Source organism: Acetobacteraceae bacterium (assembly GCA_004843165.1).
Classification (GTDB): Bacteria; Pseudomonadota; Alphaproteobacteria; order Acetobacterales; family Acetobacteraceae.
Window position 1 is genome coordinate 229,112 of record CP039459.1, and the last position, 20,664, is coordinate 249,775.

Annotated in this window: 17 protein-coding genes; 8 read left to right on the forward strand and 9 right to left on the reverse strand. The window is 41.4% G+C overall.

The window, feature by feature from the left end; genetic code table 11:
• The first annotated feature begins 32 nt into the window (after positions 1-32).
• The 5 genes from FAI41_01145 (at position 33) to FAI41_01165 (ending at position 7,659) form a co-directional block, all read left to right on the forward strand.
• Positions 33-2,219 carry a DNA helicase II gene (locus FAI41_01145; protein ID QCE32300.1) on the forward strand — a complete coding sequence of 729 codons (2,187 nt, stop codon included), beginning with the start codon at positions 33-35 and terminating at the stop codon, positions 2,217-2,219.
• Positions 2,220-2,243: 24 nt separating this feature from the next.
• Positions 2,244-3,158, forward strand: coding sequence for a 50S ribosomal protein L11 methyltransferase (locus tag FAI41_01150; protein QCE32301.1), 915 nt, complete (start codon positions 2,244-2,246; stop codon positions 3,156-3,158).
• Between the two features lie 65 nt (positions 3,159-3,223).
• Complete coding sequence (locus FAI41_01155; protein QCE32302.1) at positions 3,224-5,020, forward strand: DUF262 domain-containing protein; 1,797 nt, start codon at positions 3,224-3,226, stop codon at positions 5,018-5,020.
• A 130-nt stretch (positions 5,021-5,150) separates the two neighbouring features.
• Entirely contained in the window at positions 5,151-6,950 is a 1,800-nt protein-coding gene (locus tag FAI41_01160) for an aminopeptidase P family protein (GenBank protein ID QCE32303.1), read from the forward strand.
• Positions 6,951-7,005: 55 nt separating this feature from the next.
• Positions 7,006-7,659, forward strand: coding sequence for a glutathione S-transferase (locus tag FAI41_01165; GenBank protein ID QCE32304.1), 654 nt, complete (start codon positions 7,006-7,008; stop codon positions 7,657-7,659).
• A 158-nt stretch (positions 7,660-7,817) separates the two neighbouring features.
• On the opposite strand, the gene FAI41_01170 is transcribed toward FAI41_01165, so the two are convergent.
• The 7 genes from FAI41_01170 to FAI41_01200 all read right to left on the reverse strand — a co-directional run bounded on the left by FAI41_01170 (position 7,818) and on the right by FAI41_01200 (position 15,396).
• Complete coding sequence (locus FAI41_01170) at positions 7,818-9,470, reverse strand: hypothetical protein (GenBank protein QCE32305.1); 1,653 nt, start codon at positions 9,468-9,470, stop codon at positions 7,818-7,820.
• A 33-nt stretch (positions 9,471-9,503) separates the two neighbouring features.
• Positions 9,504-9,887: a hypothetical protein gene (locus tag FAI41_01175; protein ID QCE32306.1), complete on the reverse strand. Its 384-nt coding sequence runs from the start codon at positions 9,885-9,887 to the stop codon at positions 9,504-9,506.
• A gap of 24 nt (positions 9,888-9,911) precedes the next feature.
• The gene (locus FAI41_01180; protein QCE32307.1) at positions 9,912-10,676 is read right to left on the reverse strand and encodes a HesA/MoeB/ThiF family protein; all 765 of its coding nucleotides are present in this window, start codon (positions 10,674-10,676) and stop codon (positions 9,912-9,914) included.
• Positions 10,677-10,690: 14 nt separating this feature from the next.
• Complete coding sequence (locus tag FAI41_01185; GenBank protein QCE32308.1) at positions 10,691-10,915, reverse strand: DUF3126 family protein; 225 nt, start codon at positions 10,913-10,915, stop codon at positions 10,691-10,693.
• 104 nt (positions 10,916-11,019) lie between these two features.
• The gene (locus FAI41_01190; GenBank protein QCE32309.1) at positions 11,020-11,745 is read right to left on the reverse strand and encodes a pyridoxine 5'-phosphate synthase; all 726 of its coding nucleotides are present in this window, start codon (positions 11,743-11,745) and stop codon (positions 11,020-11,022) included.
• A 5-nt stretch (positions 11,746-11,750) separates the two neighbouring features.
• On the reverse strand, positions 11,751-12,767 hold the full coding sequence (gene pdxA / locus FAI41_01195; protein QCE32310.1) for a 4-hydroxythreonine-4-phosphate dehydrogenase PdxA: 1,017 nt from the start codon (positions 12,765-12,767) through the stop codon (positions 11,751-11,753).
• Position 12,768: 1 nt separating this feature from the next.
• The gene (locus FAI41_01200) at positions 12,769-15,396 is read right to left on the reverse strand and encodes a hypothetical protein (protein ID QCE32311.1); all 2,628 of its coding nucleotides are present in this window, start codon (positions 15,394-15,396) and stop codon (positions 12,769-12,771) included.
• A gap of 147 nt (positions 15,397-15,543) precedes the next feature.
• Here FAI41_01200 and pyrF point away from each other — a divergent pair, with 147 nt between their 5' ends.
• The 3 genes from pyrF to FAI41_01215 all read left to right on the forward strand — a co-directional run bounded on the left by pyrF (position 15,544) and on the right by FAI41_01215 (position 17,374).
• Complete coding sequence (gene pyrF / locus FAI41_01205; GenBank protein ID QCE32312.1) at positions 15,544-16,311, forward strand: orotidine-5'-phosphate decarboxylase; 768 nt, start codon at positions 15,544-15,546, stop codon at positions 16,309-16,311.
• 76 nt (positions 16,312-16,387) lie between these two features.
• Positions 16,388-16,909, forward strand: coding sequence for a hypothetical protein (locus tag FAI41_01210; GenBank protein ID QCE32313.1), 522 nt, complete (start codon positions 16,388-16,390; stop codon positions 16,907-16,909).
• 216 nt (positions 16,910-17,125) lie between these two features.
• Positions 17,126-17,374: a hypothetical protein gene (locus FAI41_01215; protein QCE32314.1), complete on the forward strand. Its 249-nt coding sequence runs from the start codon at positions 17,126-17,128 to the stop codon at positions 17,372-17,374.
• Between the two features lie 67 nt (positions 17,375-17,441).
• Here the strand turns inward: FAI41_01215 and proP (FAI41_01220) are convergent, their stop codons facing one another.
• Positions 17,442-18,956, reverse strand: coding sequence for a glycine betaine/L-proline transporter ProP (proP, locus tag FAI41_01220; protein ID QCE32315.1), 1,515 nt, complete (start codon positions 18,954-18,956; stop codon positions 17,442-17,444).
• Positions 18,957-19,002: 46 nt separating this feature from the next.
• Entirely contained in the window at positions 19,003-20,523 is a 1,521-nt protein-coding gene (gene proP / locus FAI41_01225; protein ID QCE32316.1) for a glycine betaine/L-proline transporter ProP, read from the reverse strand.
• Positions 20,524-20,664: the final 141 nt, after the last annotated feature.

Consider the following 20,664-nt stretch of genomic DNA (forward strand, 5'->3'; position numbering starts at 1 on the left):
AGGACTCCCCTTTTCTAAAAAGGAAACATCTTATTCTTCCCTCTGATCCAGCGTGCTATTTAGACAGACTCAATCCTGAGCAAAGGGCCGCCGTTGAACAGACTGAAGGTTCCCTTCTTATTTTAGCGGGTGCAGGTACCGGAAAAACCAGCGTTTTAACGACACGTTTTGCACATCTTCTTTTAAGTGGCAAAGCCTACCCTTCCCAAATTCTTGCTGTGACTTTTACCAATAAGGCCGCACGTGAAATGCGTGAACGTATCGGTAAAATTCTTGACCGTCCTGTAGAGGGGCTTTGGCTCGGCACATTTCACTCTCTTTGCGTTCGTATGTTGAGACAACATGCCCCCCTTGTTGGGCTAGAACGTGATTTCCTCATTTTAGACAGTGACGATCAGATTCGGCTGATTAAACAGCTCATGGCCGATCTGGGGATGAATCCTAAAGTGCTTGCGCCGCAAAAGGCTCTGAATGAAATTCAGCTCTGGAAAGACAAAGCGCTTACCTACCGTAAATTACGTGCAACAGATGAAGTCAAAGTTGGTGAACATACGCTTTCTGCGCTTTATCAACGTTACCAAGAGCGTTTAATTGCCTTAAATGCCTGTGATTTTGGCGATCTCATGCTACATATTACAGAAATTTTTATTAAATATCCTGATATTTTGGCTGAGTATCAAAAACGTTTTCGCTATATTATGGTGGATGAATATCAAGATACAAATGCGATTCAGTATCTTTGGCTTCGTCTTCTCTCCCGAAGAGACGATAAAACGCAGCCGAATATTGCCTGTGTCGGAGATGATGACCAGTCCATCTATTCTTGGCGTGGCGCAGATGTCACCAATATTCTACGTTTTCAAAAAGATTTTCCGGGCGCAAATATTATCCGCTTGGAAAGAAATTACCGATCAACCCCAACGATCTTAAGTGCAGCCTCCGGGTTAATTTCCCATAACCAAGGCCGCCTTGGAAAAGAACTTTGCTCTGGATTGCCTCAGCAAGAAAAAAAAGATGATTTAATCAAAATCATTTCTGCAGAAGATTCAAATCAAGAGGCAGATCTCATTGCCGAAGATATTTTAAAAGCGCACCGAAAAAAAACCTCTTTTCGAGAAATGGCGCTCCTGATCCGTGCAAGCTTTCAGGCACGATCTTTTGAGGATTCTTTTATCCGCCAAAATATTCCCTATCGTATCATTAGCGGTCAGGGATTTTACGAACGTGCCGAAATTCGTGATTGCATTGCCTATATCCGCACCCTTGTTCAACCTGCAGACGATCTCGCCTTTGAACGGATTATCAATCTACCCCGTAGAGGAATGGGCAATGTTGCTGTTGGAAAATTACGTCTAGAAGCGCAGGAACAACAGATTTCTTTGCAAAATGCACTTGCGGCGCAATATCAAAATGGCCTCTTAAAAGGGAAAAAAGGTCTCCCGCTCATTGCGTTCATCGAAATGATGGACGAAGGACGCAATCGCCTCGAAAATGATACACATGGCGAAGTCATCCAATGGCTTTTGGAAGCCAGTGGCTATATTGATTATTGGAAAACGCAAACAACACCTGATGTCCAGGGAAGATTAGACAATATCCAAGAGCTTTTGCGAGCGATTGAAGAGTTCCCTTCTCTCAATGATTTTTTAGAACATATTGCCCTTGTCATGGACGTTGATGCGCTCAAAGCCGAAGATGAATATGTCAGCATTATGACCATTCATGCGGCAAAAGGTCTAGAGTTTGATCTCGTCTTTTTACCCGGCTGGGAGGAAGGGATTTTTCCTTCTCAGCGTTCGCTAGATGAGAGAGGCACAGAAGCGCTTGAAGAAGAAAGGCGCCTTGCCTATGTAGCGCTCACACGGGCACGAAAAACAGCGATTGTTACTCATGCTGCCAGACGGCGAGTCTACGGGACATGGCAGGATTGTATCCCTTCACGTTTTGTTCGGGAGATCCCGATTGATTTTACAACGAGCGTGACACCGAAAGAAAATGCTTATGGCTTTCAATCCGCACGCTCACAAAATAAATCTTTCTTTTTCCGCCCAGCATCAACATCTACAGAAGCACAAACAACTTTTAAAATTGGTATGGATGTTTCTCACCGTAAATTTGGTGAGGGTGTGATCGTCGAAGCCAACGGCAATCAATTAACAATCACTTTTGATGATGGCCAAACACGCTGCCTCATGGCTGATTACGTGACCTTAAAATAAAGCCTCTATTATTTGGAATAAATTATGCCCCATTCAGAAATCCCAGAAGGTTTTTTAGAAAATATCTCTTTCACCGTGCATGAAAAAGATGCGCCTATTTTTGAAAAAGCCTTACAGCCAAACTGCTTGGCTGTGAGTATTTTTGAAGTGGATGAAAAAAATCTCACTTGGAAAGTTGAGGGCATTAAAATCCCCGGTGAAAAACAAGAAGAGCTTGATTCCGCCCTTGATCTTGCCAGCTTTCTGACAGGTTGTACGCCTGATATTTTCATTGAATATGTCCCGCAAAAAGGCTGGCTGGAAAAAGTCGCACAGGAATTTCCGCCCCTCCTTGCTGGTCAAAAATTCTGCATCAATGGCAGTCATTTGCTCGGCGAAAAACCAGAACATCCCGAGCGAATCAATCTTTATTTAGATGCCGGCATTGCCTTTGGTTCCGGTCAGCATGAAACGACAAAAGGCTGTCTCCAAGCCCTTGAGGAAATTGCCAGAGACTATCCAGAAACATTTGACGGCAATATTTTAGATATGGGCTGTGGATCTGGAATCTTGGCAATGGCTGCGGCAAAATTATGGCAGCATCCTGTTCTCGGTATTGATATCGAAGACGATGCCGTTCGTGTCACAAAAGAAAACGCCGATCGCAATCAGATAACTCACCTCATCACTGCCTATCAGGCTGACGGTTGGCAGGGAGAACATGCGCTGAAAAATGCGCCTTACAAATTGATCTTTGCCAATATTCTGGCTGGTCCTCTTTGTGAAATGGCACAAGACCTCTCAAAAGCTTTGGCCAAAGGGGGCTATGCCATTTTAGCAGGACTTTTAGCTGTTCAGGCAGACGAAGTTTTATCGGCTTATGATAAAGCAGGGCTCTCCTTGGAAAAAAGATTGGATGATAATGGCTGGACGATCCTGCTTTTAAAAAAGAATTTTTAATTACAAGGATATTTTTATGAACAGAACAGAATAAAAATTCTAAACGCTGGACACTGGAGCAACTTTTGAATGAATGGGAATTTGAAATTCCCTTCTATCAGCGCTCTTATGCGTGGGGTTTAAAACAGCTTCAAAATTTCCGTGAAGATCTAGAAAATCAAATTGAGGCCAATCTCGATGATCCTTATTTTTATGGTGCCATTCTCTACGCACCGCAAAAACCAAAATCAGAAGGTTTTCGACAAACCACTTCCGATATTATTGATGGGCAGCAACGCTTAACAACGGCAATGCTCTTTTTTGCTTCAGCTCATCTTCTGCTGAAAGCGGAATACCCTAAAAACGCAGAAATCCTAGAGAAAATTTTAACAACCGAAAACCATAATCCCCGTTTAAGACTTCAAAAACCTTTTGGTATTGCCGCAGAGCAAACAGACGATGCTTTTTTTCAGAGATTGATTACTAACGGAAAAATGCCAAAAGCAGACACACCAGCTAAAAAAAATTTAGAACAAGCAAAAAAATATTTTAATCAATGGCTCGGGGCGATTGAAGATAAAACAAGAATCCAAAAACTCACCAATGCGCTTTTAAAGGCTGAAATTTGGCCGCATTGCATTCCATCCAAAGAATCCGCTGCACGTATTTTTGAACTCCAAAATGACCGTGGCAAAGGATTGACGGAATTAGAGAAATTAAAAGCCTCCCTCATGCGAATGGCCTATATGAAAGGCGACGAAAACTCAAAAAAAATCATTGATCAAATTTATAAAAATTTTGCAGAAATCAATCTTCTGCTAGAAGAAATCACTGCTGAAACAGATGGGCTTGAAGAAGATGCCATTCTTTCACATTTCCTCATCGGTTATAAAAATGATCTAACCGCTGATGAGGACGGTCATCTTTTACCTAAAGAATATGAAAAGAACCGTTCTAAATACTGGCAACATATCCAGCACGCCATTCGTTATCATTTCAAAAATCTTAAACAAAATGGCAAAGATGTTCTTGAAGGCATAACACATTTTAACAAAGAATTACGTCAAGCTTATGTCGCCTGTCGTGATATTTTAAAGTATCGCAAAGAAAATGATGATCTAGCTTGCCATTTTATTGCCCAAAAAAAACTTTATTATTTTTGGCCTCTCTTTCTGAAAATTCAACGCTTAGATGGTTTTGAAGCTTTAAAAACAGTTACGCAGGCCAGTGCAGAATTAAATATTGCCTTTATCCATACACCGAAAAGCAATACAGGTGAGGCAGAACTGCGCACGCATGCCTTTAAATATGAAAAAGGACATGCAGAACAGTGTGCAAATAAATTAAGAAAATATAAGGAAAACTTTTCCGATCAACTGCAAAACGCCTTAACAAGTGAAACATTCTATCAAGAGAATAAACCTGCTGGTTACTATATTCTTTGGCGCTATGAAAATTACTTGCGACGACAAAATGGCGGCAATCTTGCCCGTATCGAATGGGTAAATTTTAATTCTGATGCAAAGCGAGGGGGAAAATTCACCCTAGATCATATTATTTCCCAAAACCCAAAGGATGCTGCTGAAAAATCGTGGTTAAATAAAAAAATCGGCGAAGATGATAACGGTGATCCTATCAGGAATGAATATAAACACCTGCATCGTTTTGGAAATCTTGCAATTGTAAGGCATAGCATCAATGCAAAATATGGTAATGAAGCTGCACTAACAAAAATTTCAGATAAAAAGATGGGGTTTCGGGAATTTATTTCCTATTACAAACTTGATGAATTTATTGAAAATGACAAATGGCAGGCAAAAGCCATTAATAACCGAGAAAAGGCCTTAATTGATTTTGTGTGGGAGGAACTCTTTCGAGGCTAAAATCACCTAAAACAGAAAAATTTTAAAAAGGCAGAAGAATTTCCTATCCTGCCTTTTTTTTATTCCTTTTATCCCTTAGCCTTAAAGAAAATTAATATGCCTAAACAATGATTTCCTAATTTAGAGGTTTATGATGACATCTTCCCCCGATAAAAAAACTTCTGAACAAAGGCTGAGAGCGCTCCGCAATCTCATGAAAGAACAAGGGATTACGGCCTTTATTCAGCCGCATGACGATGAATTTTTGGGGGAATATATCCCTGAATCCGCAGAGCGTATTGCCTATATCAGTAATTTCTCCGGCAGTGCTGGACTGGCCGTCATTACCCTAGAGGATGCCTGCGTTTTTTCTGACGGACGCTATACCGAACAATTAAAAACAGAAATTTTTCCAAATTGGCAAGGCAAACATATTGTTGAAAACCCGCCGCAAAATTGGCTGAAATCTCTCCTTAGAACAGGTGACAAAGTTGCGTATGATCCACGCATCCTGACGCTTCCTTCCCTTAAAAAATGGGAAAAAGCAGGACTAGAAATGGTGCCTGTTGAAAAAAATCTTATTGATGAGATTTGGACAGACCGCCCTGTACCGCCTGCTACGGAAGTTAAAACGCACCCTATCGAATTTACAGGACAGACTAGCTTTGAAAAACGTCTCGCTTTAGGCTCCTTTTTAAAAAGTCAAAAAGAAGATGCTTTTTTAGCAACAGATGCCTCTGCCATTGCTTGGGCGCTCAATCTTCGAGCCAGTGATTTAGAATGTTTACCAATTGCTTTGGGCTATGCCCTCTTTCACCAAAATGGCGAGGCAGAATTTTTTATTGATCCCACACGCCTTAAAGGCACGCTGGAAGATGATAAGATCAAACTCTTTCCGGCAGATAAAATTTCTGAAAATCTTACTCTTTTAAAAGACAAGAAAATCCGTTTTTGCCCTGCGGAAACCCCTGTCTTTTTAAAATCACAGATTGAAAAAGCAAGTGCCAAAGCAATTGAGGGGGAAAATCCACTTCTGCTTCCAAGAGCCATTAAAAATGATCTGGAAATTGCAGGCCATAAAAAAGCACAGCGTATAGATGGCGCCTCGCTCGTTAAATTTCTCTCCTTTGTGAAAAAAAATAACGGTGCGGATTTGAGCGAAGTTGAACTGGCGGATAAATTAGATAATATTCGCCTTTCTGCCCCTGAATGTCAGGCTTTGAGCTTTGGAACGATTTCCGCTGTCGGCAAAAATGCGGCACTGCCTCATTATCATGCCAAAAAAGACACTGCGGCGATTTTAAATAAAAATCAGATGTATCTGGTTGATAGCGGTGGACAATATCCTTTTGGGACTACCGATTGCACCCGAACAATCTGGAGCGGCCCAGCAGAAGCACCAAAAGAGCTAAAAGAAGCTTTTACACGGGTTTTGAAGGGTAATATTGCGCTTTCTAAAGCACGTTTCCCTTCTGGTCTCCCTGGCTATCGCCTTGATACGTTGGCCAGAGCGCCCTTATGGGAAGGCGGCCTTGATTACGATCACGGCACAGGCCACGGCGTTGGGAGCTATCTCTCTGTGCATGAAGGACCGCATTCCATTTCGCCAGCACCTCGCCCTGTTGGCATTGAGGCCGGCATGATTATCTCCAATGAGCCGGGCTATTATGAAATCGGTCATTACGGTATCCGTATTGAAAATCTCATTCTCGCTGTCAAAGATGGGATCGGAAGAAATGGGAAAAATCATTTAAAATTTGAAACCCTGACCTTTGTACCGATTGATCAAGACCTCATTGATCCAACGCTTTTAAATAAAGAGGAACTCGGTTGGCTGAACCAGTATCATGCCGAAACCCTTAAATACCTCTCTCCCCTTTTGGAAGGCGATACCCTTGAATGGTTAAAAGAAGCTTGTACGCCGATTAAAGAACTGCACACCCCTCTCTAATCGGTATATATAATAAGAAGCGACACAATCGTCTGCTCTTCCAAGGAAATAAGAAATGTTGACCATTTACCATCTTGAACATTCCCGCTCTGAACGTATTGTCTGGCTTGCGGAAGAAATGGGACTAGATTACCGCCTCGTTTCTTTTAAGCGTGATCCGCAAACCCATCGTGCCCCTGATAAACTCAAAGCGCTTACACCGCTTGGTCGGGTACCTTTTATTGAGGATGGCGATGTAAAGCTTTCGGAATCTGGTGCGATTGTAACGTGGATACTTGAAAAATACGGCGCTAAGACGTCTGATGGCGCTTCCTTACGTCCTGATGTGAAAGCGCCTGAATTCCCTGCTTATACACATTGGATGTTCGCTGCGGAATCTACTCTGATGACAGCCCCCATAACAGACCTTCTCACACAGATGACACAGGCCAGATCACCTGCTTTAGAAGGGCTTCTCAAAAATGAATATCATCTGATCCTTGGTCTCTTGGAAGATATTTTGTCAAAACAAGATTATATCGCTGGCAATAATTTCAGCGCCGCCGATATTATGATTGCTTTCCCTTTGCGCTTTATGGGCTTACGGGATGTCTTCCCCGGTATTAGATTACTTCCAAATCTTGAAGATTACCCTGCCATCAAAACTTACCTTGGACGTGTTCTCTCCCGTCCGGCATGGCAAAAGACTTTAGAAAAAATTAGAGAATAACTATCTATTTCTTAAAACAAAACTGCCTCGTTTCCTTCTGAAAATGGGGCGGTTTTATAAATAGCTTTTTACTCTTTTAATACGGATAATATTCTCTCTAAATCAGCTTTATCTTTCCCAAAAATCTCTGTTGCTTTTAAAAATATTTATTGATTTCCCTATCTGTCAAACCTAAACAATTCAGCAAAAGAGCAGGATGGGGTTATGGCGCTTCTTTCCGGTGTGAATTCGCCGGATTGAAGAGCAGCTGTTATCATTTCTTTTTTAAAACCAACAGATTTCATAATAATGGCGCAAGTCAGCATTCGTGTCGCTGACAAAATAGGAAGAAGGCGCATCGCCGCAGAGGTACCCTTCCCGATTTCAAAGATACTTGCCTGATGGGCGAGGTAATTTCTTAAAGATGTAAATTCATTCGTGAAATTTCGTATCTCTTTCCAAGAAAAATCACATTCCAAGAATTGAATAGCCAGCCATAATCTATTCTTAAAATACAGCCGCTGGAGGGATTTTTCCAAAGAGGCATTTTCATTGCTTAGAATCTGCTTCTTGATATGTTCCAGATTACCCTTTGAATCTCTCAAACTATTTTTTAGCGCCATATCAGTATGAGAATTTTTTAAACTCTCAATATCCTCCTCCAACGAAGCGATAATTTTTTCCATTGCAGACAGTAAAACAGACGCTGTTGTGAAATTTTCATGTAGCAAAAGATTAACGAGATGCTCCAAGGAAGCTGCAAGAAAGAAAAAGGCCGCCTCATTTTTTTCAAGGGAATAGGCATCTTTGACATAAACAGAATAGCCTGACTGGATAATCTTAGATTTTTCTAAATAATGGGTAAGGTAATCTCCAAATTCCGCCTTCATCTGATTAAAGGGAAAAATATTTTTATAGATAGACGGAGATTGCGTCTTTTGCGGTCTTATCGCCATTCTTGGTACGATTAAACGGGCATGAAGGCCATTACTTAACCGCAATTCCGGATAAGGTATTTGCTGATCTCTTGAAACGAATGTGCGAAAAAAGCTTTCAATCCCGGAATATAAAGTCCCTGCTTCTTGTACATTATAATTTCTATGAGGCGTAATCTGTAAAAAGCCGCTGGTTTTAATCCGCCCTTCCGTTTGGAAAAGACTGGTCTCCCCCAAAGTGCAATTTCGGCTCACCTTAATTTTACCTAATGCGGTTCGATATTCTTTTATTTCGCTTTTAAATTCATACGGAACAAAAGCGAGTTCGCCATCGGCAATCAGGGAAATACGATCACCGGCCGTTTCTTTAAGGTCTTTTTGTAAAGTGAGATCAGGCTGGTAACGACACCGTACAAAAGCACCGAGCCACGCTCTAAAATCATCTAAATCCCATATAAAAGAGGTGATATTTAAATCATATGGCAGTGACGGTGGCGCATAGCCGAGCAGATAATGCGTCTTTTTCTTTGCATAATCGAAGAAGACAGCAGCATCTATTTCTAAAATCTGCCAGAAGACATCAAAATCCCCTAAACCGTCATTTGCTTCCAAATCTTCTGAAGTGGAAAGAAGTGCTGGATGATAGAGATAAAAAGGCTGGCCTGTTTTTAAAATTTTTCCCCAGATTTGCGGGAGTTTACGTAATTTTCCTGAAATTTCTTGTGCGGATTGAAGCGCTTTCTGAAAAAAAAGGGGAAGATCTGTCAAAATGGCTGTGATTTCACCATTTTTAGTAATTGTGATCTGCCCTGTAACACTTTGCCTGTCCGTAATTGAATTTAAATAAAATTCAGCGAGTTCATTTTCAAAAATAACATTTTTAAGGGTCTCTTTCATATTTCCAATTCACTTTATAGATAAAGAATGAATTTAAAAGACCATCATATTTTCTGAACCGACTTCTGCTAAAAGCCCAACCATTCCGCCAACTTGCACCCCTTCGATCAAGTCTGTTTCTTTTAAATTTGTTTGGAAAAGCCCTGTTTCACAGGCAATTAATCTTGCCCCAAGTCCTACGCTTTCCTCAATCAATTTATCAAGGCAAAGAACGCCGCTTCCTTCTGGACAACATTCGCTTTCACAATCTGCTCTTAATTTTCCTAAAAGACGAACAGATTTTCCGCCGGCAAATAGCGTGACTTCTCGGCCTAGCGCCAAAGCAGCCAAACTCAAAGAAAAAGCAACATGCGCCCGATTATGATCATCGCTTGCAAGCAAAATAAACAGAGGTGGAAAAGAAGTTACATTTGTCATAAAGCCGCCTCAAATATTGAAAAGCTACGTAGATTTTTGCCCATAATGTGGACAATTTTGATGCGGTGCAATCCGAACTTTTCTTAAATGCCGTTCCATTGCATCCCACATATAGAGGCGAGGTTCATCCGCATAACCTTGCCACTCCAAAGCCATTCTGAAAATCTCTGTTCCCATCATGCCGGCAATGGTTGCACAGACACTGCCGACAACACCGGCCAGTGCACAGCCGCCAGCCTGCATGTTTTCCAAATCAGGATAGAGGCAACGATAACACGCAATTTCATTATTTTTATGATAAGGAAAACTTGCCCACTGTCCCCAAGTTCCTTGCACAGCACCACTAATCAAGGGCTTTTTCAGTTTTCGACATATATCGGAAACCAAACCTCTTGTTTTGGGATCATCACATCCATCGGCAATAATATCGACTTTTGAAATGATCTCTTCGGCGTTACCAGAGCTTAGATATTCACAAATCGGCGTGACAATGGTTTCGGGATTAAGCGCCTTTGCACATTCGGCAGAAACTTCCGCCTTAAATTTGCCAATATCTGAGGTACGGTAAAGCGTCTGTCTCGGTAGATTCCCGAGTTCAATCCGATCGGGATCTATCAGAAAAATCTGACCGAACCCTGCGCCAACAAGTTGTGGAAGCAAGGGGGCACCAAGCCCCCCTGCGCCGACAAGAAGAATTTTCAGTTCGCTAAGACGCTGCTGCCCCACTGCACCAATGGCAGGCAAAAGAATTTGTCTGGAATAGCGTTCCAGCTTTTCTGGCGTCAGCATAAAAATTCCTAAAATTACGCTTCTGGGAGATCTTCTTGAAGCAAAGTAATATTTACGGCATAGGAAACTTCGCCATCTTCCTCGTCTTTATAGACGGTGCCAATGGTTTCATCCCCGACCAAAACTTCAACACTCACCCCTTTGCGGGCAACTGGCGGAATACGAATATCGGGGGATTTAAGAAGTTTCTGCAAACCGGCTTCAAGTCTTGAGATCTCTGATTGCGTAAAATCAGCCATAAAATATCCTGTTCAAAATAAAAATCTCTGTTCGGGCTGAAACATATCAGCTTTTTTCAAAGAAATCTTTGCTTTCTTTAAAAAATTTAATCCTTTTTTAACCTTTATCCACGTTTCTTATTCATATAAATTTGCATTTTTGAAACCGCTTTTGAAAGTCCTGTAAATAAGGCTTCTCCAATAAGATAATGGCCAATATTTAATTCTGAAATCTCTTTAATTGCCCCCACATCGCCGACATTTTCATAAGTAAGTCCATGACCTGCATGCACTTCCAAGGCTTTTCCTTTAGCAAAAGCGGCCCCTTTTTGAAGTCGGGAAAGTTCATATTTTAAGACATCTTCCGAAGATGCCTCTGCATAGGCACCTGTATGCAATTCAACCGCATCTGCGCCTATTTTAGCGGCTTGTTCAAGTTGATTACAATCAGGATCGACAAATAAAGAAGTTCTAATCTCTGCTTTTTTCAAGTGGGAAATAAATTCAGGAAGTGCCTCCTGAAAAGTATTTAATCCGCCTTCCGTTGTGAGTTCCTCGCGTCTTTCCGGCACAAGACAAACGGCAAAAGGTTTGAGCTCCAAAGCAATAGCGAGCATTTCTTGCGTTGCCGCCATTTCAAAATTTAAAGGCGTGGCTAACGCTCTCAAGCGCTTTATATCATCATCCCGAATATGTCTTCGGTCTTCTCTCAAATGCGCCGTAATCGAATCAGCCCCGCCTTTAACAGCCTCTTTTGCGAGCAATACCGGATCTGGCCAACTTCCGCCTCTCGCATTTCTTAAAGTTGCTGAATGGTCAATATTGATTCCTAATCTCAATTTTTCTGTCATTCTTTTTACTCTTTTTCTTTCTGGCGGGCTAAAGCGATTTTTTCCGCTTCAATCAATGCCCAGCGCAAACTTTCCTCTGAGGCAAGACTTTGAGACAATTTTCCTAAATCACAGGCAATATCAAAGGCAGTACCGTGATCGGGAGAGGTTCTAACAATCGGCAACCCTAAGGTGATATTCACACCTCTTTCCATCGCTAAAGTTTTAAGCGGTATCAGCCCTTGGTCATGATACATGCAAAGGGCCGCATCATATTTTTCCCGCATTTTCTTTGTAAAAAGTGTATCGGGTGGATAAGGCCCTGTGACATTGATCCCTTCTGCCTGTAGAGCGATAATTGCTGGTGTAATAAAATCACTCTCTTCTTTCCCCATTCTTCCATTTTCGCCAGCATGAGGATTGAGACCTGCTACGGCAATATGGGGACTTTTTAAACCGAAATCTTGTTTCAGTGCCTTATCTGTTCGCCGAGCTGTTTCTATAATGCGTTCTTTCGTTAATTCTTTTAATGCCCGTTGAAGAGAGACATGTACTGTTGCCAAAACGACTTTGAGTTCCGGACATGCCAGCATCATGATCTCTTCTCCTGAAAAGCCACATAAATGCGCCAGATATTCTGTATGGCCGGGAAAAGAAAACCCGCCTTTTGCTAAAATATCTTTTGAAATCGGTGCCGTCACGATGCCAGCGAGTTTTTCCTCTTGGCACCATTGAACAGCAATGCGAATGGATTCAATTACGGCAGCCGCATTTGCAATGTCGGGCTTTCCAGCTTTTGGTAAGTTTTGGCATTTTATTGGAAAAATAGGCAAAGCCTCATCAAAAAATTCCAATGCTTCCTGCGGCGTTTGAATCACCTTTACCTTACCCGCTTTCTCAAAAATATCTGGATCACCAAAAACCAGAAATTTCGGTATTTTCCATGCTTTCCTTGCCGCCCATATTTTAAAAATAATTTCGGGCCCTATGCCTGCTGGGTCTCCCATTGTCATCGCCAAAAGAGATGATTTTAAATCACGCATTTTAATCTTCCAACAATTTCAAAGGACGACGTGGGGCCTCTCTTTTTTGTCTTTTCAATTCCGAAAATCCATCTTTTTCAACTTCATGCTCTAAAATTTCCTGACGTGAGTGATCGAAGATAAAACGTAATTTTTCAATTTCAATAGATTCAGCCTTCTCTCCCTCTCTCTGCGGAAGAGAAAGAAAGATCTGCTCTAATTCAGGAAATTTATCTAAGATCGGCATTTGCCCCTCTTTTTTAAGAGCAACAGTATCGAGTAAGGGATTTTTCACGATCTGAGCAAAAATCTCTTTATCCCAATGCGCTAAATCTGTCTCAAAGCGAAGATCTAATAAACAGGAACTCAGTGCGTGTGCTTCGCCAAGATGCGCCTGCCAGAATGCTAAGAAAATTTTAACGGGCTCAAGCCCCACGATCCAAATTAAATCGGAATTTTCTAAATATTTTAAAAGCGATAAATCCCGATCTTTGGGAGATTCCTCCCAACTTAATTTTGAACCAAAATGAAGAAAACGCTCTAAAATATCGGTTTTTTGTTTTTCTAATGCGAGCAGATGAACAGAAAAGCCTGCTTTCATCAAAGATTTTATCTCACAGAGAAACTTTTCCGCATCTGGATCACACGCTATGTCAGGCAATGTCTGTACAACAAAGGTAATCTTTTCAGATTTTTCAGAAAGAAGAAGATTTGGAAACATCTTTCGCCGCCAACGTGCAAGATGACTTTCTCTCGTTGGAAAGGAAAGTTTCCCCTCCGCATACGCAAGAAAGCTCGGAGAAAAAAGAATTTTTTTTGCGTTTTCCCGTAAACTCAACGCCAGTGATTCAAAATCCGAAAGTCCTGTCCAAACAATACGGTCTTTAACCTTTTGAGATCCTGCAATTTTTTGCCAAATTGCTTTAACTGCCGAAACATCAAAAAGCAACATTCCAGAAGCCGGCAAATCTATCTCCACCTCCCCTTGGAAAAGGTCATCCCTTTTTTCTGGCATAATCGTCTGAGAGACTAAAGTACCGTCAATGGCGACGTTTCCGCCCCACGAATAGCTAATACCTTCTTTAACAATCCCCCCGATGGCAGAAAATTCTTGATTTTCAAGACGGGGAATCATCATTTTGAGATTTTCACTCCTTAAACGGACACCTGCCTCCAACCATAAGGTCACCCCGCCTCTAAGCGTATCAAGCGCCTTCTGCCAAAAATTTAAAATCTCTTCTGTTTTAAGAAGATGGCAAAAATGTATCTCACCTTTTACCAGAGTGCGGACAGTTTCTGCCTCTTTTGCATTCCCGGAAGTCACAATAAGAAGCTCTGTCCCTTGCTGTAAAATGGGAGAGAGACTCTCAATCGAGCTAATTAACGCCGCATAATCCCCATGCGAAAACAAAACCACACTTAAATAAGGTGCTTGAGTATGTATTGTTTCTGACCAACTTTGTGTAAAAATTTGTAAGGGAGAACGGCTTAACACCGTAAAAAGCGCCTCTTGGCGTGCCTGTGAGAGACGCATAATCTGCCCGGAATCCTGTAGGGAATCTTTGGGAGAGATATGATCCTCTTTAGAAGGCTTTGGCAGATCTTCTAAATCTTTTCCAAGCGATTGATAAGCAACATAAAGCGAAAAAAAATCATCCGCTTCTAAGGCTTTCATTTCAGCTTCTGCCTCAGGCGTTTTTTCAATAAAATGAAAAATATTTCTTGGATAACCGTTTTTATCCGTTAAAAAAGTTCTTCCCTCTGCTTGCCCGCAGCAAAGGAAATGATCGTACGCATTTCTAAAATGACCGTTTTCAATCGCCCCCTGAATATCAGGGTGATGCGAAAGATATTCTGCCTCAGAAAAATACGGTAAGGGATTAAATTCAGAAGGTGTTTCATTCGTTAAATAATGATGAAGCGGCGAACTGAATTTCTTTTTTTCAATTTCTTCAGAAACTTCTGGATAGGTTTGCAGATACCATTGCGGATCAAAATACCAAGAGGTTCTAAGGAAACCCACCTCATCTTCAAAATGACTGAGAAAAAACTGCCAAGCCCCCATCCCCTCAGGAAGTGCTAAAGATTTTTCCTCTAAATTTTTCAAAAACAAAGAAGGTGAAAAAAAACGATGAGGTCTATAAGCATTTTTGTCCCCTTCAAGACAGAAATGATCATAGAAATTTAAGAATAAACTTCCCTCTTCGCTAGAAAGGCGCACAAATTCTGATAGATCAAAGGTAAAATGCTCTTTTGAAAGCCCTTTATTAAAACGCAAATATTCTTTTTCGGAAAAAAGCCAATGTGGTGCATCTCCTGAAAGCCCATTGAGCAAATAAAACTCCAAGGGAGTTTGGTTCTCAAAAGAGTTATTTGTCGAAAATTTTGTGGCATAAAAAGCAGGGTCGAAAAATAAATTAGGCGCCTGCCCGCTCTCCCAGCCTCGCTTAAGCCAAAGGAAACGATCCCGACCTTTTTTTTGAGGAATACGTTTACCATACCGATGACGACGCCAAGAGAAATCTAAGAAAGCCCAGCTTAAAGGCTGTTTTCTGGCTTTTTTGAAATTTTCAAATTCGGACTTGGAAAATTCCGGAAGGATTTCAAAACTGGATAAAGACATGGCCATAATTCTTTTTTTAAATTTCATTCCGTTCTTTATAAAAATTTGCTCCGGAAAAAACACTCTAAAAGATATACTTAAAAATCATTGAACGCTATAAAATAGACCGTTAGGGATATAAATTCCGCCGAATGCCCAGATATTTATAAAATTTCTTTTATTATGAAAAACCAAATGACGAACTCAAATTCTACCCTTGCCAATCCTGCTCTCCGCTTGCCTAACCGTACAGGCCTGATTGTCGCCCTAGATACGCCCTCTTTGGAAAAAGCAGAAAATATTGCCAAAGCCATTCACCCTTATACAGATATGCTCAAAACAGGCATGGAGTATTGTTATGGTGCTGGTCTAGAAAAAACAAAAGAAATTGAGCAGATTCTTCCTATCTTTATGGATTTAAAGCTCTACGATATTCCAGCAACCGTGAAAAAAGGCATGAAATCCCTCATGCGCTATCGCCCGACTATGGTAACAATTCACGCTTCAGGCGGTGCTGAGATGGTCAAGGCAGCCAAAGAAGGCCTCTTGGAGGGTGCTCTAGAAAATCAAGTTGCGCCACCTATTTTGCTCGCCGTAACCGTTTTAACAAGTTTTTCTGCTCAAGCACTTTCGCAAACAGGTGTCCCCCTTTCTCCACTGGATCAAGCCGTCTTATTGGGGAATTTAGCGATTGAAGCCGGGGCAGACGGTCTTGTATGTTCTGGGCATGAGCTTTCCCGGCTCCGCCAAGAACTCGGAAAAAAACCCGTTCTCGTTACTCCCGGCATTCGTCCCCTCGGCAATGACACGCACGATCAAAAACGCACAATGACACCTGCCGAAGCAGCTAAAGAAGGCGCCGATTGGATTGTTGTTGGCCGGCCTATTACAGAGGCAGATGATCCCGCAATGGCAGCAAAAAAGATTCATGAAGAACTTTTAAATGTCTCAAAAATAGCCTGATTTCACGAAACTCTCCCCAAAAAGCAGATAATGTATTAAGATACGCAACAACTTTTATGAAATGAGCGAATATAGAATGACTGAAATAGATCCTTTTTCTTCTAAACCAGCTGAAAGCCTAAAGGCTCATCCACATCTAGAAAAACAGGTTACGGATTCTGCCGCCTCTACCGATCGCTCTAAACTCTCTAGCGCCTCTTACCTTAAGGCCCCATCAGAGCCTGAAGAAATCATTTCAAAAAAAGACTCCTCTTCCGAAGAGGAAGAAGCATCTGTAGAAAAAACAGAAGAGGAGCTTGCGGCTGAAAAAGCAGCTGAAGAAAAAAAACGTCTTGAAGAAGAGTTGGCAAAACTCAAAGAAAAAGCAGAGTCAGAGGCAAGAAGAGAACTAACTGCGGCACAAATTCAAGCAAAAAGTGCCAAAACAGAGAAAGAAATGTTCGAAGAGCTAGAAATGCTCACAGCGACAAAAAACCTCACCCCCTCTCAAATTGGGAGTGTCTTACAATGGTTAATCAAGCAGGAAATTATTCAATCTGAAAGAATCAAACATCTTCAGAAAGAAGTGGTACGCCTCTCAAACGAGACGCAAGCATAATTTTGTTTAATCCTTTCTGAAGGAATTCTTAAAAGATAGTTGTTTTAATACAGCTCTCTTTTTTTATCTCTACAAAGCCATTTTGAGGGCTTATCTCTGAGAAGTTTCTCAAGTAAGCTTTTAAGAAGTTCTTTGTGCAGGCTGCACATTATTTAAAAATGAGACAGATAGATTTCATTCACTTTTTATCTTCTGTCGCTTCATGGGGAAACAATCATGAAATTTAAACTTTGCAATATTCTTCCCTTAGCTGGCGTCGCCTGCCTGCTCAGTGTCGGACTTCTTGCTGGATGCACCAGTGAAAACGAACAAGAAGGAATTTCCAGAATGATGGGAACCGGCAATCAAGAACAGCCTTATGCGGACACAGAGCAGGGCGCAAAAATGCAATATGACCAACAGCAACAATTAAAAAAACAACAAGCGGCACAAACACAGGAAAATACTCCCCCATCCGCTTCCTAAAGAAAAAAATTTTCTAAAAAAAGCACTGTAAAATTTTTACAGTGCTTTTTTTGTTTCTTAAATTAGATCAATTTAAATGAGGATGCTGGTCAATGAGACTTTGACGCTTTTGCTCCAGATCCTTCACCTGCTCTTTGAGCTGCAAAATCTTTTCATCCAAATCAGAAACACGTTGTTCTAATGTATCATGATGCTCATGCAATAATTCTTTTGCCTCTTCAATATCTGAAGCGGCAGGACGTGCACCCCGCAAAGGTTTGTTCGCCGTTTCTTTGAGAAATAAGGCCGTAACAAAACCAATTGCCCCAATTCCCATCAAGTAATAAGCCGGCATCATAAGATTACCTGTGGATTGCACCAGCCAAGCCACAATTGTTGGTGTTAAACCTGCGATAACGACAGAAATATTAAAAGCACTGGCCAAAGCACGGTAACGCACCTGCGTTGGAAATAATGCCGGCAAAATAGAAGCTGTTACCCCCATGATACAATTTAAAAGGACAGCAAGAATTAACAGCCCCGCAAAGAGTGACGTTCTAACACCGGAACCAATCAAATGAAATGCCAGAATGGATAAGGACATAAGCCCCAATGTCCCAATAAAAATAAAGGGACGCCGTCCTACACGATCACTTAAAAATCCCACGACAGGTTGCACAAACAACATGCCGATCATCACAACAAGGATGATGAAAAGTCCCATGCTCGCACTGTAACCAAGATTATGTTCAAGATAACTCGGTAAATATGTCCAAAGAACATATTCCTGCACATTGCAGGCAATGACCAAACCAATACAGAGCAAAAGACCGCGCCAATATTTGGAAACGATTGTAAAGAAAGTCGTTGATTCGTTTTCTTTATTTCCTGCCTTTTCTTTTGTTTCCTGCTTTTCAGAATGTTGCTGAAAAGTCGGGGTTTCCTCTAAGGCATGACGCAGATAAATCCCAACGAGTCCTAAAGGAAGCGCAAGGAAAAAGGGAATACGCCATCCCCACGATTCTAGAGTGTCCGAGCCAAGCGTAACGGTGATAAGCTCAACAATACTTGCCCCAAAAAGAAAGCCTAGAATAGAACCAAAATCAAGGAAGCTGGCCATAAAGCCACGTTTCCGATCTGGAGAATATTCCGAAACGAAAACGGTTGCGCCAGCATATTCTCCCCCAACAGAAAAACCCTGGGCCATTTTGCATAACAGCAAAGCAATCGGCGCAAAAAAGCCAATCGTTGCATAAGAGGGAATAAGGCCAATACAAAAAGTACTCACCGTCATGAGAATAACCGTCAACGCCAGAATTTTCTGACGCCCGTATTTATCCCCAAGGGCACTAAAAAAGAATCCCCCTAATGGACGAATTAAAAAAGGAACGGAGAAAGTTGCCAAGGTCGCAATTAACTGGATACCGTGACTGGCAGTGGGAAAGAAAACCTTTCCCAAAACCGTGACAAGATACCCATAAACCCCGAAATCAAACCATTCCAAGGCATTGCCTAACGCCGCGGCAATAATAGCTTGATATAATTTCTTATCTTCAATGATGGTGACATCGTCTAATTTTAATGGCGTGACACGTTTATCCATTTTATAAACTCACTCTCCTCAAGGACAGGAAATAGACATCCTCTCGTCAGTTAATATGCGGATGCTGATCAATAAATCTTTGGCGCTCTTTTTTACTTTCAGAAAGTGTCTTTTCGAGATCACTAATAACCCCATCAAGCGTTTCAATCTTTTGGGCAAGCGTTTCATGATGCTCATCTAAAATTTCTCTTGCTTCTTCAAGATCAGAAGCAGCAGGCGATGCGCCACGCAAAGGTTTATTTGCTGTTTCCTTCATAAAGAAAGCTGTCACAAGCCCAAGTGCCCCAACCCCCATCAAATAATAAGCCGGCATCATAAGATTACCTGTTACCTGAATGAGCCAAGCTAAAATAGTTGGGGTTAAACCAGCAACAATCACAGAAATATTAAATGAAATTGCAAGCGCACTATAGCGCACTTCCGTAGGGAAAAGCGCCGGCAAAATGGAAGCCATAACCCCAATAAAACAGTTCAAAATAATAGCTAAAATAAATAGACCAAGGAAAAGCGCCGCTTCAACATGCGAACCAATCAACTTAAAGGCCAGAATAGCAAAGCAAAGCGCACCCAAGCTTCCTGCGCAAATAAAAGGACGTCTGCCTATTTTATCACTTAAAAACCCAACCAATGGCTGAACAAATAGCATGCCAATCATAATGACAATGATAATAAGAACGCCTTTGCTCGAACTATAACCTAAATTATGCTCAAGATAACTCGGTAAATATGTCAGCAAAATATAATAGGTAACGTTGCACACGATCACGAGACCAACAGCAACCAGCAAACTGCGCCAATATTTAACAGCAATATTCTTCAAGGGAACACTAGGCCCCTCTTCAAGTGCTTGACGATCTACCTTGTCTAAGCCTTTGACATGCTGTTGAAATGTTGGTGTTTCCTCCAAAGCATTTCGCAAATAAATCCCGACAAAACCTAAAGGCAAAGCAAGGAAAAACGGCAAACGCCATCCCCAGTCCATCAAGCCCTGCTGCCCCACAAGACCTGTCAAAATTTCGACAACCCCAGCCCCAAGCACAAAGCCTAAAATAGAACCAAAATCAAGGAAACTTCCCATAAGGCCTCTTCGGCGATCTGGAGAATATTCCGCAATAAAGATAGATGCACCTGTATATTCGCCACCAACGGAAAAGCCTTGAACCATCTTACAAACCAAGAGCGCAATCGGTGCAAGTACGCCAATCGTTGCGTAAGACGGAATAAGTCCAATACAAAAAGTACTAAAGGTCATTAAAATAACCGTTAGGGCTAAAATCTTTTGACGACCGTATTTATCCCCCAAAACACCAAAAAACATTCCTCCAAGCGGACGAATTAAAAACGGCACAGAAAAGGTCGCCAATGCAGCAATTAGCTGTATGCTCGGACTGGCTGCTGGAAAGAAAACAGCACCAAGAACCGTCACAAGATACCCATAAACCCCGAAATCAAACCATTCCAGAGCATTCCCCAAAGCAGCGGCCGTAATCGCTTTGTGAAGTTTTTTGTCATCAATAATCGTGACATCACTTAATTTTAAGGGGACTGTTTTTTTTCGTAACCTCATGGAGATCCTTAGTTATTTTTTAAAAGCTATTAGCAATAGAACGATATAAGTAAGCAGTTTTCTCGTGGAAAGTCAATTTTTGACAAATAAAACCCAACTTAAAAAAACATAATATTACTTACAAAATACTTACAAAAAATA